We start from the raw sequence: 14,752 nt of genomic DNA, 5'->3' as shown, positions 1-14,752 counted from the left end.
GATTAATAAAGCGCAAAGTTACGCCTAATCTGCCCGTGTTACAATTTAATGAGGATTTTGGAGGAAGTCATCTTTGGCCGTGAAGCGGGATCAAGAAAATGTAAGTTGAGTTTTTCAAACTGAAAATTGGGGTTGCTGGCAATTACTTGCAGATCCGGCCGGGCGGCTTTAAACTCATCCAGCATTTCGTGGGACGTGTATATCCAGCAGTTCTTCTGGGAAACCAGTTGTTTAAAGGACATGTCATAAATTACTGGAACGCCCGCGTAGAAGGCAAGGCTCGACGAAGGTTCTGCTTTGAAACTATGCAATTTGTAATCTATGCCGCCATTGTCAGCAGCGATTCTGCCAAGTTTAGATCCCGCCTGATAATTTAAGAGATTTGGAAAAAAATAGGTGTTCAAAACCAGATTCGTTCCAACGGACAGAACAGTGCCTGCAATGATCAGCTTATTGCCAATTGAGGAAAAGAAAATGAGCCAGGTAAATGCGCTTAGTAATGCCATAAAGTGGATCATTCCGTAATAATTGGCCTCAGGAAAAGGAAACCATACTATGGCGAAAAGTAAACCTATAAGGATAAACCAAAGGGCGATCGATACCTTATACAACCATTCCGGTTTAGCATCTTTAACGCTGTAAAATTTCTTATAGATGTATTCGCCAGCAACAAGTGCACCCATGGGGCATAGGATAACTACATCAAAATGAGAATAGTATGGATTGAGAGAAAGCAGAAGCAACGTGAACAGGAATGCATAGAAACTTATCTGCGCAATGAATGGAACAGTTCCTGATCGCGGGTCTCTCACCTTATCAATCACCCCCAGCAATAAAAATAAGCCCCATGGAAAAAAGCCCCAGCCCAAATCTGTGATCATGTGAAACGGATTGTAATCCGCTGCCATTTCGGGTAGGGTATTCCTGGAAACTGCTGCCAGGAGCGCGGCCGCAATTCCCTCTGTAAGATTTACAACCCGACGTTCCTTGTAATATTTAGTAAGCTGCCAGATTGCGGCCGAGTAAAATGCCATCAAGCTGGTTTCCGGCAATGCAGTCAGATTAATCAGAAACGTGGCTTGCAGTGTCGCAAATATCAAGATCGTAAGCAATGCTACGTCGCGGTTGAAGCTGAGCAGCGCAAAGCGGTAAAGTGTGTGAAGCGTGACCAGGGTAAAGAAGAAAGAGGGAAGCCGGTAACCAAAATTGTTCTTCCCAAATAGCAGCGTACTGAAATCCACAAGGCGATAAATGATGGGAACCGAAGGTTTAAACAGCCCTTTGGATTGCATGTATTCCGCTATGTCGTGCTCGGGAATGTCGATGGACCACCCTAAAAAAATAACAACCAGGGATGCTACTAAGCCCCAGGTTGTTATTTTTTTCAAATGTGCCTGTAACACCATAATGGTTGTTTACCGAGTTCTGAGCCTTCCGGTATTTCGGTTGTAGGTGCCTAACGGGAAGCTGAGACCTGCATTGATTCCGAAATTATTGTTCTTCACATTGCTGTTGCCAGCCTTCGTTACATCAATGAGGCCAAGGCCGTAACGTGCGTCCAGATTCAGCCAGATTTTTTCCTGCAGACGAATGTTAATACCCGCACCAAAGGTCAGACCAAGGTCGAATGGCGTGTAAACGCGGTTGTTAGAATCGCCGTTCAGATTGTTGCCATCCTTATCCCGTGCGCCTACAAGAAAATTGAGGCTCGGTCCAAGGAAGATTTTTGGACGGATTTTGTCGCCATACTGTCCAAAAAAGAACGTTGCCAGCAATGGAGCCTGGATGTAATTTAGGTTAATTTCCCCGGTCTTGTTGTTGGTCTGCGCGCCCATTTGCGTAAACAACAACTGCCCGCTGAACCCGAATCCGCTTTCCGAGCTGTAATTATAGAATCCACCGATGGTCAATCCCGGTTTCCAGTCGTTATTGGCGACGTCTCCCCTGAAATTGGCGATGGAAACTCCGACGATCGGCCCAATGGAAACATTTTCCTGAGCTTTTGCCTGCGTTACAAACAATGTAACCGCAAGTAATAGAATAATGCAATTTTTCATCTTAGTAGGTTAAATATAGATTTGCCGGAAATGAACAAATCATGTACCACGTCAGAAGGAAAATTGCTGGAAAGCCAAAGGCCTCACAGCAAGCCGAATATTTATATATTTATATTTAGTCTAAACCTGTCAGCGGGGAATTAACTCTACAACTGTATACGTAAACCTCAAAAATCGGCTAAATGCAATTTAGTCCTCGTCTTCGTCGAGGAACGATTGACCCGGGATTTGGTAGGTTTTCAGATATGCTTTCAGTTGAGATGGCACCTTCCAGCTTTTAATCACGTTGCGGATATTTTTTATTTCCGCTTTCATTTCATTCACATTGGTATTGAATTTCACTATTACCGTCGTAAGTGAATTCGCATGCTGGAACGGCAACCCGCAGACGGCCGAAATCTTCTTCTGAATGTTTTCTTTTACAATTTCAAGCTCTTCGACCTGCTGCTTTAAAACCTTATTATAATAATTCAGCTGATTCTTGCTCAAATTTTCGAGCTGGTCCTGATCGATCCGGTCCAGCTCAATCTGTAATTTCAACAGTTTAAGGAGGTTATTTTCCTGATAGGCCTGTGTTACCTGCTGCATAATGTCTGTCCTGCGCAGTTTCTCCGCTTCGTCCTTTTCCAGATCGGGGTGAAAAGCCTTCACCAGATCCATATAAACCGTCCTGACAGACTTCGTGGTTTTCTGCTGCTCGGCAAGTTCTTTTGCTTCCTGAATGCGTTTATTAAGCCTCTCCTCACGCTGCTCCGCTTTAATGCGTTGCTGTTCTTCTTCCGGCAGATCGTGGAAATTTTCATATTGAACTGGCTCCTTTACGCTTTCGCTTTCCAACAAAAATGCGGGGTCTGTGATCTTTTCGGCTTTCGCTCTTTCCTCTGCAAGTAAGGTTTCAATGTCAACCTGGCTGTATTTATTAAAAACAGGTTTCAAATCATCAAATCCATAATGCGAGATAAGGTCGTAGGCACTTTCGGTGATGAGGTAAGCCAGTTTGTCCTGGTAAATTTTCCGGAAAAGGTCCGCAGAATAAGTTCTGTCCATAATATGGACGATTTCCGCGCGGAATTCCTGATACTCTTTTACCAGCGGATCGAGGTCGGTCGGGATGCGCTGGATCATTTGATCATAGGCGCTTTCGAGCTCGGGGATCAGGCGATCCAGTTCCTCAATCTTTTCGGATAGTTGGTTAAATTCCTTTTGCCTTTTATTTAAGACATTTTTCCGCTCATTAATATGTAAAATAGCAGTTTCGGGCATGTTATGGTTTTAAGTGAAAGCCTCGCAATCATAAACTCAATTCCTGATAAGATATCATGATAATCGCAATGACTGCCAATAGAAGTCCAAATTTGTTAAGATGGTTCAGCCGTTCGCGGTAAATGAGCCAGGCGGCGCACGCGGAGACCAACATCGTAAGAATGTTGTAGATCGGGAAAACGAAAGCAGCGCTGTTACCGAAGGAGGCAAGGGCAAGGAGTAAAAAGTACAGGGAAAGGAAGTTTGGAACACCCAGAATAAGTCCGCCGACAATGCTGCGCCAGTATAATTTTTCTCCCTTTATCAAGACCCGGAACAACAAAATAGCTGAACCGATCAAAATAGCACCGGAACAGGCAATGATCATAAACAGTGTCGTTTCGCCGGGTGCATAATATTTAACCGACAAATAATTGATCAGCGTGTTGTTGGTCCCGGCTGCCAGAAACGTGAGTAGGGGAAGAGTTAACAGCAAATTTCCGCGCGCAGGAGCATTGGCCACTGAACCGGCTGTTGTCTCTTTTTTGGTGTTTTGGATAGCACCGAGTGCCAAAGCCACAAGTGCGGTCACCAGACCGGCATAGTTAATGGCCGTAAATTCCTTGTTATTGTTTTTGAAAACAAATAACCCAAAAAGTACAGGGATTACCAGCGACATATTCCCTGCCAGCGACGTAGCCGTGACGCTCACTTTCTGTGCCGTAAGGCCAATCAGCATGAATGTCACAACAAACATTCCCCCCAGCGCCAGTGTGATCAATGTTCCTTCCGAATGCCAGCTGACCTTTTCGAACAAATGCAGATCCGGCGTAAGCAACAGTCCGGTGAGCACGCACGCATAATAGTTAAAAACGACTGCATGAAAAGAATCCACTTTATAGCGTGGAAACGCCCGCATGATCAGGTAAAGGGCGACCGTGAAGAGGACCGACAATGAGAAGTAAAGCATAGGCGTTTTCTAGCGCTTTTGATAGAGGATCTCGTCAATCACCCGCGGATAGTTTTCGTGTTCCAATGCATGGATTTTCGTGGCCACGTCGTCGGATGTATCAGTAGGGACCACTTCGCAGGTTGCCTGAAAAATCACGTCGCCTTCATCATAATGTTCGTTTACATAATGTATAGTAATACCCGACTCTTTTTCCTTTGCATTTACAACCGCTTCATGCACAAACTGTCCATACATGCCTTTTCCACCGTATTTCGGAAGCAGGGCAGGATGGATGTTTATGATCCTGTTTGGAAATGCTTCAACCAGAAATGGCGGCACTAACAACATGAAGCCCGCGAGTACAACCAGGTCAATGCCCTCATTTTGCAGGATTTGAAGCACTTTGCGTGTTTGGTACAAAGTCTTTTTATCAAAAAACACAACCGGGATCTGCATTTTGCAAGCCCGCTTTATGACGCCTGCCTGTGGATTGTTGGTAAAAATAAGTGACACTTCCACATCTTCCCGGGCGGCAAAATATTCACAGATTTTTTCAGCATTTGATCCTGAGCCGGAAGCGAAGATGGCCAATCGTTTCATAAGTTATCGTTAAGAGTTTCAATTTGTTCTAATGGTGTTTGTCAAATTTGTTTGACAAATCTAATAAAAAGAACGGCTTACGGTAAACGCCGAAAGCCGTTTTAAGCGAAACTTAATCTGGTTAACTGAAAATCAGTAGATTTTTGTGAGTTCGCTGTAACCTATCAGCTTTCCTTTTCGGTAGGTTTCAGTTTTGAGGTCCCATAAAACGCCGGGTGCACGGTATGAGATGCTTTCCATTTCCATTCTTACGGGAAAGCCCATTTTCATTTCAAAAGCCATTTCAGATTTGATCTTATAAGCATCATATGTTCCACTGGGGACCGTAATTTTTTCCTGTCCTTCCACGCTCCTGTTTCTGATAAGCATATCAAAAGTGATAGCCATCGGCCCAGATTGCCCGGTCCCTTTGACAGAAGCATCCTTTAATTTATCACCAACGACATATTTAGTCGGATATTCAATGTTATCATAAGTAAATTTCATTTCCATATCCTTGAACGATTTAAGCTGTTCCTGGCTGATCAGCGATTTGGCATCGACGGTGGTCACATTGCCGTCGCACTTCATTTGATATGTGTTTTTTAGTTCAGACTTTCCCTTAGCATTCAGCGCTTCCATATCCACACTGAAAACTGTTGCGGAGCCTTCCGTCGAGACATTCACAATTTTGTAGATGATTTTTCCGGTTTCCTTTCCCTTTGCGTCAAAATTGGTCATCTCAAAACCGCTGTCCTGCTTGATTGTAATGCCACCGCATTCCTGTGCAAAAGATTCTATATGAATGAAAAAGAGCATCAGAATGCTCCAAAGCAGTGTTTTTTTCATGATAAATAATGTGAAAACATCGGTTAGTTTGGTAAAAGCAAAGATACCTTCCCTGACCAGAATAACTTCTGTTGTCTAAAATATTGATTTTACGGTAGAAATTTTATGCCCAGATCATCGTAACCAGGCCGAGGAGCATAATGATCTTGCAGAGGCTGCTGATCTGTTTAAAGTCACGCCGTGTATCAGCCCGTGCCAGGCTCGCAGATAGCCAGGCAATGGGTATAAGGAGGAGGAAGAACAAGATAATCAGGATGTTATTATCAAGCGCGCGTGCCATTACAAATAAGGTGGCCACGAACATGAGAAGAATCAGGTATAAGAAATTTTTAGTCCTCCGGATGCCCCAAATGATCGGCAGGGTCCGGCAGCCATGAGCCTCGTCGCCCTTAATGTCCTCCATATCCTTCACGATTTCCCGGACAAGCGAAATGAAAAAGGAAAAAACCGCGTAAATGAACACCAGATGCCTGTTAACGGGGAAATGTACGGTGAGGATGAGCAGGGAAAAACCGGTGAGCAGCGAGACGATAAAGTTGCCAATAAAAGGCAGCCTTTTGTACCGCTCAGAATAGAACCACAACAGAGTGATTGAAAAAACATTGATCACAAATATATATGGACTCACCACCAACCCGAAAACCGCCCCCATCACATTCAGCACCTGGTGCGCGCCCATTGCCCAGCGGCGTTTCAGATAGCGCCCGACAACCACGCGTTCCGGCTTGTTTACAATGTCAATTTTTATATCAAAATAATCGTTGATAATATAACCTGCCGCCGCGATGCAAACCGTTGAAAGCGTTAAAAAGAACATATCCGGGTTCGCGATAATGCTGCGCCATTCGTGCCGGGGACCAATTAGTAAAATACGCGTCAAATACTGGGTTAAAACCACAATAACCAGGTTGGTCATACGGACCAGTCGGGCGCTTCCGGTAATGTAATCCCATAAAGTAATTTTTGGTCTTGCAGACACATTCATGAAGGCTAACTCTGGAAACAGAAGGTTTAGACAATAAAATTATTCATTTTATCCCATTAACGACAAATCTCAACATCTTTATCCATTTTGGGGATAAAAAATGGAGCATTTGTTGTTAGCCTAAAAGATCTGTTGTCATAACAGCTCGCCAAAATGCGACTTTCAACTTTTTAAATAGAATTATGAAAATTGGTATTGTATGCTATCCTACCTTCGGAGGAAGCGGTGTGGTAGCTACCGAACTTGGAAAAGCACTCGCGAAAGTAGGTCATCAGGTTCATTTCATTACATATTCACAGCCCCAGAGACTCGACTTCTTCAATGAAAATCTTTACTATCACGAAGTAAATATCCCGGCTTACCCGCTGTTTCAATATCCGCCTTACGAATCCGCATTGTCCAGTGAAATGGTTCATGTGGCTGCCAGCGCCAATCTGGATCTGCTGCACGTGCATTATGCTATTCCGCACGCATCGTCCGCATATCTTGCAAAACAGATTCTGGCACAGCAAGGCATCCACATTCCCGTGATCACAACATTGCACGGAACGGATATCACGCTGGTTGGGAAAGATGAATCCTATGAGCCGGTGGTAACATTCAGCATTAACCAGTCCGATGGCATAACAGCGGTTTCGGAGTCGTTGAAAAAAGATACTTACGCCCACTTTGCGATTACAAAGGACATTGAAGTAATTCCGAATTTTATTGATCTGGACCGCTTTAACCGTCAGAAAAAGGAACATTTCAAATTGGCCATTTGCCCTAATAATGAGAAACTGATTGTTCATACATCCAATTTCAGAAAAGTGAAACGGATCGATGATGTGATCATGATTTTTGAAAAATTGCGCAAGTTGCTGCCCAGTAAGTTGTTATTGGTAGGTGACGGCCCCGACAGACAGCGTATCGAACGGATGTGCAAAGATCTGGATATGCTTTCTGATGTAAGGTTTTTGGGTAAACTGGATGCGATTGAAGAAGTGCTTTCTGTTGCTGATCTGTTCTTAATGCCTTCTGAATCAGAAAGTTTTGGACTTGCGGCATTGGAGGCCCTCGCTTGCGAAGTTCCGCTGATCACTTCAAATGCTGGCGGTCTTCCTGAACTGAACCTACACGGTGTTACCGGATTTTTGAGTGACGTAGGTGATGTGGATGATATGGTGAGGCACGCTGCTTACATCCTGGATGACGCCAATCTGCCGACGTTCAAGGCCAATGCGCTGGCACGCGCAAAAGAATTTGACATTGCCAAGATCCTTCCTCATTATGAGTCTTATTATGAGAAGGTTGTCGAAAATAGTAAAGCAGTAGCGATATAGGTATGGTATTTTTAGGTCTGGTCCTTTATTTAAAAAAGACCAGACCATGTTACCAAACATTCCATATACACAATATAAGCGGGTCGTAATTGTAGGCGCCGGTTTTGGCGGACTTGCTTTGGCGAGGGAGATTGCCAAGCGCGAGGATCTCCAAGTTGTGCTGATTGACCGCAATAATTATCATCAGTTTCAGCCGCTGTTCTATCAGGTGGCTATGGCCGGGCTCGAACCCAGCTCCATTTCTTTTCCGCTACGGAAAATCTTTCAATCCAAGAAAAACGTACATATACGCATTACCGAAGTGCAAAGCGTAAATACCGACCGCAAGTCTATCAGTACAGACCTGGGCGAGATTACCTACGATTATCTGGTGATCGCGACGGGGGCAGTTACCAATTATTTTGGTATGAAAGAGATTGAGGAACGTGCGATCCCCATGAAGACGGTTTCCGAGGCATTGGCTTTACGTAACCGGATTTTACAGAACTTTGAGGATGCACTTTCTGTCGATTCCGAAGAAGAACGTGCCGCGTTAATGAGCGTCGTGGTTGTTGGCGGCGGACCGACAGGAGTAGAATTGTCGGGCACTCTGGCAGAAATGAAACATTTTATTTTGCCAAAAGATTATCCTGAAATGGATTTCAAAGCAATGGAAATTCATTTGCTGGAAGGTTCAAAGGAACTACTGGGCGCAATGTCGGATGAATCCTCTCAAAGATCGAGGGAATATCTTGAAAAAATGGGCGTCCACATTCATACCGAGCAAGTTGTGACCGGTTTCGATGGAAAATTTGTCACTACCAAGCAAGGAATGCGCATCAGGGCCGATAACCTGGTTTGGGCGGCAGGAATTAAAGCAAATCCTTTGAATGGTTTGAGTCCGGATGTAATTGTACGAGGCGGACGCATCAAAGTAGATCAGTATAACCGCGTGCAGGGATACGACAACATTTTCGCGTTGGGAGATGTGGCAGCCATGCAGGAAGGCGAGTGGGAAAATGGCCATCCACAATTGGCACAGCCGGCTATCCAGCAGGGTAAGGCGCTCGCCAAGAATGTCTGGCGCGTGATGGACGGGAAAAAAGCAGTGCCTTTTAAATATAAGGATTTAGGTTCGATGGCGACGGTAGGACGGAATAGGGCGGTTGTGGATTTGCCTTTTATCAAATTTCAGGGTTTTCTGGCTTGGCTAACCTGGATGTTTGTCCATTTAATTTCAATAGTAGGCGTGAAAAACAGGGTGCTGATATTGATTAACTGGGTCTGGAACTACGCAACATACGATCAGTCGCTGCGCTTGATATTAAGACCAAAGACGATTGAACAGATAGCCAACAAGAATGAGAAGAACGAAGAAGCGGTAAAGCAGGAAGCTTAGCATCCAACAGAATGCCTACCGACTATAAATTCATAGTGCCATTCCCAAGCCGGATTGGATCATTCATTAGGTTTTCGTTATATTCGTGTGCTATTTAAGCCAGCTTTACGTTATTAATTAATGTAATAAACATTTGACAAATGAAACTGTTATTTAATATAATCCTCATATTCTTGCTTCTGATTGCGTTTGTGCCGTTTTTCAGGAGGTTTGTTTTCCACTTGCTTGTAGGCCGCCAGCTTATTAAGGAGCAGGAAAGGCAGTATAAGGCGCAGCAACAGCGCCAGCGTGCGAATGCAGGAGTTAAGGTGGATAATGTGCCGCCAGACCCAAACCAATCTTCCCGTTTCAGAGGCGGTGAGTATGTAGACTATGAAGAAGTAAAATAATTTTTGTTCAGATATAAAAGTAAAAGCCGGCACGTTTGTGTCGGCTTTTACTTTTATATGGAGATCAAACTAGCGGCTCAGGTAAAGATTGCGCTCGCTGTAAATCTTTTGGAAGAAATCATCCTGCAAGTCATCAATGAAATAAATCGCTTCGCCGGTTGATTTCATTTCCGGCCCAAGTTCCTTATTTACATTCGGGAATTTGTTGAAAGAGAAAACCGGAATTTTGATCGCCCAGCCTTTTTTCACAGGATTAAATGTGAAGTCCTTCAATTTCTTGGTGCCCAACATCAGCTTTGTAGCGTAATTGACATAAGGCTCTTTGTAAGCTTTGCAAATAAACGGAACAGTCCGAGAAGCTCTTGGATTTGCCTCGATCACGTAAACAATGCCGTCTTTCACTGCAAACTGCACATTAATCAATCCAATCACATTCATTGCCAACGCAATTTTCCGCGTGTGCTCTTCAATCTGGCGAATTTCGTCAGCGGTAAGGTCGAATGGCGGAAGTGCAGCGTGTGAGTCACCGGAGTGGATCCCTGCTGGTTCAATGTGCTCCATAACCCCGATAATGTAAGCGTCTTCACCGTCACAGATTGCATCCGCTTCTGCTTCCAAAGCGCCTTCCAGAAAATGGTCAAGCAAAATGTTGTTATCCGGAATGTCATGCAGGATCTTCACCACATGCTGTTCCATTTCCTTTTCGTTGATCACAATTTTCATGCTCTGCCCACCCAAAACATAGCTTGGACGAACCAGCAGCGGGAAACCCAGCGTCCTGGACAATTCTACCGCAGCATCCGAAGTCCTTACTGTTCCGAATTTTGGGAACGGAATTTCGAGGTCTTCCAAAAGCGAAGAGAAGCGTCCGCGGTCCTCAGCCCAGTCGAGTGACTGATAACTGGTTCCAATGATCTTGATACCATATTTTTCAAGCTTTTCTGCCATTTTGAGGGCGGTTTGGCCACCAAGCTGCACAATTACACCTTCCGGTTTTTCATGCTCGATGATGTCGAAAACGTGCTCCCAGAAAACAGGCTCGAAGTAGAGCTTATCAGCAATATCCGGATCGGTTGACACCGTTTCAGGGTTACAGTTGATCATAATCGTTTCGTAACCTTCTTCTTTGGCAGCCAAAACGCCATGAACACAAGAGTAATCAAACTCAATCCCCTGTCCGATGCGGTTTGGACCAGAACCCAGTACAACTACTTTTTTACGGTCGCTCACGATGGATTCGTTGTCCGGATATTCCTGGGAAGTGTTAAAAGTAGAGTAGTAGTAAGGCGTTTTTGCCTCAAATTCGGCTGCGCAAGTGTCAACGCATTTGTATACACGCTTGATTCCCATTTCCTTACGCTTGTCGTAGACCTTGCTCTCTTTCGTGCCGATCAAATGAGCTATCTGCCTGTCTGCGTAACCTTTCTGCTTCGCATTAAGGAGTAATTCTTTTGGAATATCGTTCAGATCAAACTTCTCAATTTCATGTTCAAGCTCGATCAATTCCTCAATCTGGCGCAGGAACCACGAATCAATCTGGGTAAGGCTTTGAATGGTTTTGAATGATAAACCGATTTTGAATGCATCATATATATGGAACAGACGATCCCAGCTCGGATGTTTCAGGCTATGTTTGATCGCTTCCTGATCGCGCAATTCGCGACCATCCGCTCCCAAACCGTTTCTTCTGATTTCCAGGGACTGACATGCTTTTTGCAATGCTTCCTGGAAATTCCGGCCGATGCCCATGGCTTCTCCAACCGATTTCATTTGAAGTCCCAGTGAGCGGTCAGCACCTTTAAATTTATCAAAATTCCAGCGTGGAACTTTTACGATCACATAGTCGATCGAAGGCTCGAAGAACGCAGATGTGCTTCCCGTGATCGGGTTGATCAGCTCGTCAAGATTATAACCGATCGCCATTTTCGCAGCGATTTTCGCGATAGGATAACCGGTTGCTTTGGAGGCAAGGGCAGAAGATCTAGAAACGCGGGGATTGATTTCAATCGCAATGATTTGATCATCAGCAGGATTTACCGAAAACTGAACATTACAGCCTCCCGCAAATTTACCAATCCCATCCATCATCTTGATTGCCAGATCCCGCATTTGCTGGTAAAGCGTATCCGGAAGCGTCATTGCAGGCGCGACGGTAATGCTGTCGCCAGTATGCACGCCCATGGGATCAAAGTTCTCGATAGAACAAATGATGATGAAATTGCCTTTATTATCACGCAGAAGCTCCAATTCGTATTCTTTCCAGCCCATTGCGCTTTGTTCAACCAAAACTTCATGAACTGGCGAAGCATGCAATCCATTATTCAAAGCTTTGTCGAAATCCTCTTCTCTTTCAACAAAACCTCCTCCTGTTCCTCCAAGCGTGTAGGAAGGGCGGATTACAAGCGGGAAGCCAATTTCCTGTGCAATTTCTTTTCCTTCCAAAAACGATCTCGCCGTGCGTCCTTTGCAAACATTCACATTGAGTTCAAGCATTTTTAACCTGAATTTCTCACGGTCCTCCGTGGTTTCAATGGCTTTAATGTCGACACCGATAATATCCACATTATACTTTTTCCAAATCCCGGCTTTATCACAATCGATAGCGAGGTTCAGCGCCGTTTGTCCGCCCATGGTAGGAAGCACGGCGTCGATAGGCTTGCCCATCGCTTTGTGTTTTTCCAGGATTTCAACGATATATTTCTTTTCCAACGGAAGCAGATAAACATGATCTGCACTGATCGGGTCAGTCATGATCGTGGCGGGATTAGAGTTGATCAACACAACTTCTATTCCTTCCTCACGCAACGAACGTGCAGCCTGAGTGCCGGCATAGTCAAACTCGCATGCCTGACCGATGATAATTGGACCTGAACCGATAATTAGAACGGAATTGATATTCGTATTTTTGGGCACAGTAATTGGTAATTTGTAGAAATGAGGAAAACTTTTTTAACAACTTTTGTCAGAATTGCCTGTTAATCTCAGCAGGGGTACGTCCAAAAATTCCACAAAGTTAATTCACATATCCGAAAAAGAGCGGAAGGATAGCGGAAATTACTGTTATTTTTTGACGGGTGTATTTTAACGGACTTATTATCAGTTAAATGCAATTATTGAAGTGGCGCTATGGAGGGAGCAGAAATGTCAAAATCCCTCAATCTCAGCGGAACATTGCCGTCGGCACCAAACCTGAACACCGAAGAATTTCCCGGAATATTCGGATAATAGCCGATCCGGAGTTGTAATGTATTAAATGTCAGGTTTTCATTCCTTAACCGCAAACCCAGTCCGTAGCCCTGGTACAATGGACTTTTCCAGATAGATTCGGCCCCATTTACCAGGCCGATGTCTGCAAAAACAAAATAAGCGATACGAAATCCTAATAAACTCTTATCTGAAAAGAAAACCGTTTCAGTGCCCAGCGTAAGCCTCGTTGTGCCGATAAGTTGTTCGCTATTAATGCCCCGTATACCCTCATTGCCGCTAATGTTCAGATAATCCAGCGGGTCCCGGTTAACACCGCGTGTGTAACGTCCCGTAAAAAACTGGCGGAAAAAACTGTATCTGAATGGGATCAGGTTGCTGATGTAATTCAGTTGTGCGCTGATCACGCCCTGCTGCGCTTTGGCTTCTTTAATGTATGAACCAATGTTGATCAAACCATACATATAGCCGAGGTTATGCGGCAGGTATTTTCCCCGCGCATATTGCAAGCCTGCATAACCTCTCGCGCCAAACTCGGTATCTTCCCGGCCAGCTGTCAGTGCAAATAGGTTACCGACGGGAACGTCCTCAGTCCGTCCGAAACCGTAGATCAAAACGTCCCGCTTATAATTACGGTTGGAATAACCCAGGCTGAGTAACGTCGCGCTTTTGTTCCAATACACTTTATTAATGTAGGGTGAAACCTCCGGACGTTCCGTATAATGATATTTGTTATGCCGGGCCGCGATTACGATCCTTGAATTCTCAGCCAGGCGGCTCGCAGGAAAGGGGAATTTGAATGAACGGCCCAGCCAGACATCGTAATAATTGAATTTTGTGGGAAATATGATTGGTTCCTCTGTGTCGCTGGGGTTTCTCTTAATTTGCCGGATCATCGTCTGACCAGTTTCAACAGCTCCCGCATATTTTGTTTCATTGGTCAAAAATCGCCTGTAAAAGCGGATTGACCTTTCTTCAAGATCTCGTTCATATATGAAGCTTGCTTGTCCGGTAATGAAGGTTTTGCCAATATATGGAACCGTATAAATCGTCCGAAACTGGAATTTTTTGCGAAGGCTGTCATTTCCGTCCCATCGTATCCGGGTGAGTTGGGAATGTGTTGTTCCTCTTACATTGATATCTTCAACGCCAATATTGAATTTATTAAATGAGTTAAATCCGCCCCTGAAATTGAGCGACCAGGAGTCCTGAATAAGCACCACTACGTCTGCCATCCACGTCACATCTTTTCGGGGAACGACGATAATACGTGCATCGGTGATTGTCCTGTTGGTCCTCAGCAGACGCTCATTATCCTTTAACATTTGAGCCTGAATGTCATCCCCTTCGGAGAATAATAAAAATGAACGCCGTATAATGCCCTCGCGCGTGTTGGTGTGCAGATTTTTACTAAGGAATTTTTCGAGTCGCTTCCCTTCGCGTGTCGTGTCGTAAACCGACTCTCCCAGGATATCGAGCTGCCGGATGTAGATTTTCCGGATCACCATTCCTTCATAGGGCGTGAACGGGTTGGTTTCAATCTCTTTCACCTCCGTCACTTTTCCCTGGTTATAAACATCTCTGAACAGCAGCCTGTATACCGCGCGCGAAAACTTGGTCTTCGACATCCGTGCTTTCAGGTTTGTGTATCGAAGGCTGTCTCTGCTGTATACTTCCAGGCTATCGGGATTTTTCTGGGCCGATGCATAGGTGGATAGCAGCAAAAACAGCAGGACATATCTAAACATGTGCACTTTTAATTCCAAACCAACAGACTTAACGATAACGTACGGAT

At 44.6% G+C, this 14,752-nt stretch carries 12 protein-coding genes; 3 read left to right on the top strand and 9 right to left on the bottom strand.

What is annotated here, in order from left to right; genetic code table 11:
* Positions 1-38 precede the first annotated feature (38 nt).
* The 7 genes from B5X68_RS01245 to B5X68_RS01215 form a co-directional block, all read right to left on the bottom strand.
* The gene (locus B5X68_RS01245) at positions 39-1,388 is read right to left on the bottom strand and encodes an ArnT family glycosyltransferase (RefSeq protein WP_170916550.1); all 1,350 of its coding nucleotides are present in this window, start codon (positions 1,386-1,388) and stop codon (positions 39-41) included.
* A gap of 27 nt (positions 1,389-1,415) precedes the next feature.
* On the bottom strand, positions 1,416-2,057 hold the full coding sequence (locus tag B5X68_RS01240) for a porin family protein (protein WP_082212862.1): 642 nt from the start codon (positions 2,055-2,057) through the stop codon (positions 1,416-1,418).
* A gap of 189 nt (positions 2,058-2,246) precedes the next feature.
* Positions 2,247-3,320, bottom strand: a complete 1,074-nt coding sequence (locus B5X68_RS01235; RefSeq protein WP_082212861.1) for a hypothetical protein — start codon at positions 3,318-3,320, stop codon at positions 2,247-2,249.
* 28 nt (positions 3,321-3,348) lie between these two features.
* On the bottom strand, positions 3,349-4,269 hold the full coding sequence (locus tag B5X68_RS01230) for a hypothetical protein (protein WP_082212860.1): 921 nt from the start codon (positions 4,267-4,269) through the stop codon (positions 3,349-3,351).
* A 9-nt stretch (positions 4,270-4,278) separates the two neighbouring features.
* The gene (gene purN / locus B5X68_RS01225; RefSeq protein WP_082212859.1) at positions 4,279-4,851 is read right to left on the bottom strand and encodes a phosphoribosylglycinamide formyltransferase; all 573 of its coding nucleotides are present in this window, start codon (positions 4,849-4,851) and stop codon (positions 4,279-4,281) included.
* Positions 4,852-4,983: 132 nt separating this feature from the next.
* Entirely contained in the window at positions 4,984-5,679 is a 696-nt protein-coding gene (locus B5X68_RS01220) for a TapB family protein (RefSeq protein WP_082212858.1), read from the bottom strand.
* 103 nt (positions 5,680-5,782) lie between these two features.
* Entirely contained in the window at positions 5,783-6,664 is an 882-nt protein-coding gene (locus tag B5X68_RS01215) for a geranylgeranylglycerol-phosphate geranylgeranyltransferase (RefSeq protein ID WP_082212857.1), read from the bottom strand.
* 182 nt (positions 6,665-6,846) lie between these two features.
* On the opposite strand from B5X68_RS01215, the gene bshA reads away from it, so the two are divergent.
* From bshA to B5X68_RS01200, 3 genes are all read left to right on the top strand, one after another.
* Positions 6,847-7,986, top strand: coding sequence for an N-acetyl-alpha-D-glucosaminyl L-malate synthase BshA (gene bshA / locus B5X68_RS01210; protein WP_082212856.1), 1,140 nt, complete (start codon positions 6,847-6,849; stop codon positions 7,984-7,986).
* Between the two features lie 46 nt (positions 7,987-8,032).
* Positions 8,033-9,364, top strand: a complete 1,332-nt coding sequence (locus B5X68_RS01205; protein ID WP_082212855.1) for an NAD(P)/FAD-dependent oxidoreductase — start codon at positions 8,033-8,035, stop codon at positions 9,362-9,364.
* 140 nt (positions 9,365-9,504) lie between these two features.
* Positions 9,505-9,753, top strand: coding sequence for a DUF4834 domain-containing protein (locus B5X68_RS01200; protein WP_082212854.1), 249 nt, complete (start codon positions 9,505-9,507; stop codon positions 9,751-9,753).
* A 69-nt stretch (positions 9,754-9,822) separates the two neighbouring features.
* On the opposite strand, the gene carB is transcribed toward B5X68_RS01200, so the two are convergent.
* Positions 9,823-12,666: a carbamoyl-phosphate synthase large subunit gene (carB, locus tag B5X68_RS01195; protein WP_082212853.1), complete on the bottom strand. Its 2,844-nt coding sequence runs from the start codon at positions 12,664-12,666 to the stop codon at positions 9,823-9,825.
* Positions 12,667-12,863: 197 nt separating this feature from the next.
* Entirely contained in the window at positions 12,864-14,705 is a 1,842-nt protein-coding gene (locus B5X68_RS01190) for a BamA/TamA family outer membrane protein (protein WP_082212852.1), read from the bottom strand.
* Positions 14,706-14,752 lie beyond the last annotated feature (47 nt).

Origin of the sequence: Dyadobacter psychrophilus, assembly GCF_900167945.1 — a bacterium.
In the GTDB taxonomy this organism is placed as follows: Bacteria; Bacteroidota; Bacteroidia; order Cytophagales; family Spirosomataceae; genus Dyadobacter; species Dyadobacter psychrophilus.
The sequence above is the reverse complement of the archived record's forward strand: the minus strand, read 5'-3'. Positions and strand labels throughout refer to the sequence as shown.

Bases quoted from the DNA above. Each gene is read 5' to 3' on its own strand.
- B5X68_RS01240 (WP_082212862.1), bottom strand. From the start codon at position 2,057: ATGAAAAATTGCATTATTCTATTACTTGCGGTTACATTGTTTGTAACG.
- B5X68_RS01235 (WP_082212861.1), bottom strand. From the start codon at position 3,320: ATGCCCGAAACTGCTATTTTACATATTAATGAGCGGAAAAATGTCTTA.
- B5X68_RS01230 (WP_082212860.1), bottom strand. From the start codon at position 4,269: ATGCTTTACTTCTCATTGTCGGTCCTCTTCACGGTCGCCCTTTACCTG.
- purN (WP_082212859.1), bottom strand. From the start codon at position 4,851: ATGAAACGATTGGCCATCTTCGCTTCCGGCTCAGGATCAAATGCTGAA.
- B5X68_RS01220 (WP_082212858.1), bottom strand. From the start codon at position 5,679: ATGAAAAAAACACTGCTTTGGAGCATTCTGATGCTCTTTTTCATTCAT.
- B5X68_RS01215 (WP_082212857.1), bottom strand. From the start codon at position 6,664: ATGAATGTGTCTGCAAGACCAAAAATTACTTTATGGGATTACATTACC.
- bshA (WP_082212856.1), top strand. From the start codon at position 6,847: ATGAAAATTGGTATTGTATGCTATCCTACCTTCGGAGGAAGCGGTGTG.
- B5X68_RS01205 (WP_082212855.1), top strand. From the start codon at position 8,033: ATGTTACCAAACATTCCATATACACAATATAAGCGGGTCGTAATTGTA.
- B5X68_RS01200 (WP_082212854.1), top strand. From the start codon at position 9,505: ATGAAACTGTTATTTAATATAATCCTCATATTCTTGCTTCTGATTGCG.
- B5X68_RS01190 (WP_082212852.1), bottom strand. From the start codon at position 14,705: ATGTTTAGATATGTCCTGCTGTTTTTGCTGCTATCCACCTATGCATCG.